We start from the raw sequence: 2026 nt of genomic DNA, 5'->3' as shown, positions 1-2026 counted from the left end.
AACAGAAGACGACGTAGACGCCGAACAGGAGCAGGTCCCGGGGAGAGACCCCGTAGTAGAGCACGACCGCGGACGCCAGGGCGGTCACCGTGACCGCCGGCAGCCGCGGCGAGCCGAGAACCCCCCTCGGTGATCCCGCACGCTCAGGCCGGCGCGGGCTGGATGCGGAACGGTGAACGGGCGTGCTCGTGTGCATGAGCGCAAGCCTGGCGGCACATATGCCAAGATCCGGCACCGACGCAGCCCGTCCACCGTTTCATTGCCGGGCCTTTATCGGGAAGAAATTCTCGATTCCTGGCCGGACCGCACTTGGCTTTTCTTTTGGCCGCGGCGCTGCTCGGCCCGTGTCCAGGCGAGCGCCGACAGCAGGCTCACGACCAGAACGATCGGCATCCGCTGACGGAAAATGAGACCGATATTGGCCATGCTCGTCGCATAGATGATTGTGCAGGGCAGGACGAAGAGGAGGATGACCATGAGGCTTCTGCGCTCACGTCTCCACAGTTCGCGCCCCCCCTGCACGGCGCGGACGAGGAGGTAGTACCACAACAGTGTTTCGATTTTTCCAAGCTGCAGTACGATGCTTCCGCCCGTCCAGGGGAAGGGCGACAGCAGCGTATAGACGAGCTTTGCCGGCAACGCGCCCCATGGATTTCCGCCGTCGTTGAAGACGACGCCGGAGTCTCTGTCGGAATTCGCCCGGATCGCTTCTTGTGATTGCCCTTGGGCAAGTTGTGCCTGCATCGTTTCCACAGCCATGTTCTCCGTCGACTCGGGAAAGAAGACGAGGCATGCCAGAAAGCCGGCGAGAAGAGTGAGGGTACACAGAGGGAGGACGCGCTTGGATGCGACGAAGCCGAGGATGAGTGGCAGCCCGCACATGAACACCATGTACGGCCGTATGTTCCAAAGTGCCCATAGCAACGGAATGAGCAGCAATATTTTCCGGATGTCGAATTTCTGCACATTCGACGTGGCCAGGGCCAGGCATGCCACGACGCAGAAGGCGTTGAAGCCGTCTTTGAACATGTCCGACGTGTGCAGCAGGAACGCCGGCATGAACGCCATCAGGACGAGGAGTCGGTAGGAGGCTCGCTCGTCCGCGCCGATGAGCCGGGCGAAACGGTACATGACCATGCACAGCGCGCAGGCGACCAGTGCCACCACCGCTGTGCATGCGAGAGGAGCGGATCCCCCGCATAGATAGATGATGAGCGCGTAGATGTTGCAGGGGACGGCAACGGAATAAAGGTCGGTGATTTGGTCGGAAGTGACGAACTGGAACCCTTCGCGCTCCCAAAGTGCGACGATCTTCGACGCCCTGTATTCGTAGGTGTAATTGTCGCCTCCGTACGGGAGCAGTCCGGTCCGTAGGACCAGGACATGGATCAGCAGCCGTGTGGCGAAGGCCAGGAGCAGCACCGGCAGGACGCGTCGCGCCGTATCCCGGTCAAAACAGAAATGAACGAGAAACGTGAGTATTGTCGCGGATACCACGACAACCAGATACTCCACGAAAAATCACCCGAAAGATATGATGGATGGGAGGTTCACGGCGTCTGATCACTGTAACCAGGAGCACTTCGGGTTGCTCCGGATGTCGGCCGCCTGTTATTGCAAGATTTCGTAAACAACTGGCTCCATTGGGAGGTCGTGCAGCCTGCGTTCGACCATCTGGTCGAGTTCCGCAGCCCGTATGCGTCGGCATCGACGACTGCAAAGGCCCGGCAATGAAACAGTGGTCGGGCTGCGTCGGTGCCGGTTCTTGGCATATATGCCGCCAGGCTTGCGCTCATGCACACGAGTTCGCCCGTTGACCGTTCCCCGTCGAGCCCGCGCTCGTCTGTTCGTGATGAATCCTCGGGCCAGGGGCGGTCCGTGGCCGCGCGACGAGGTGCGGGCGGCCTTGTGAGGTCGCGGCGGCTGCCGGCGGTCACGGTGACCGCCCTGGCGTCCGCGGTCGTGCTCTACTACGGGGTCTCTCCCCGGGACCTGCTCCTGTTCGGCGTCTACGTCGTCTTCTGTT

At 61.5% G+C, this 2026-nt stretch carries 2 protein-coding genes; both read right to left on the bottom strand.

From position 1 onward, the window contains the following. On the bottom strand, positions 1-196 hold a 196-nt coding region (locus tag IL992_RS45470), incomplete at its 3' end, for a hypothetical protein (protein WP_193209493.1). A gap of 74 nt (positions 197-270) precedes the next feature. After that, complete coding sequence (locus tag IL992_RS45465; protein WP_193209492.1) at positions 271-1515, bottom strand: hypothetical protein; 1245 nt, start codon at positions 1513-1515, stop codon at positions 271-273. Positions 1516-2026 lie beyond the last annotated feature (511 nt).

Origin of the sequence: Microbispora sitophila, from assembly GCF_014892245.1 — a bacterium.
GTDB lineage: Bacteria > Actinomycetota > Actinomycetes > Streptosporangiales > Streptosporangiaceae > Microbispora > Microbispora siamensis.
This window is presented reverse-complemented; position numbering and strand designations above follow the sequence as displayed.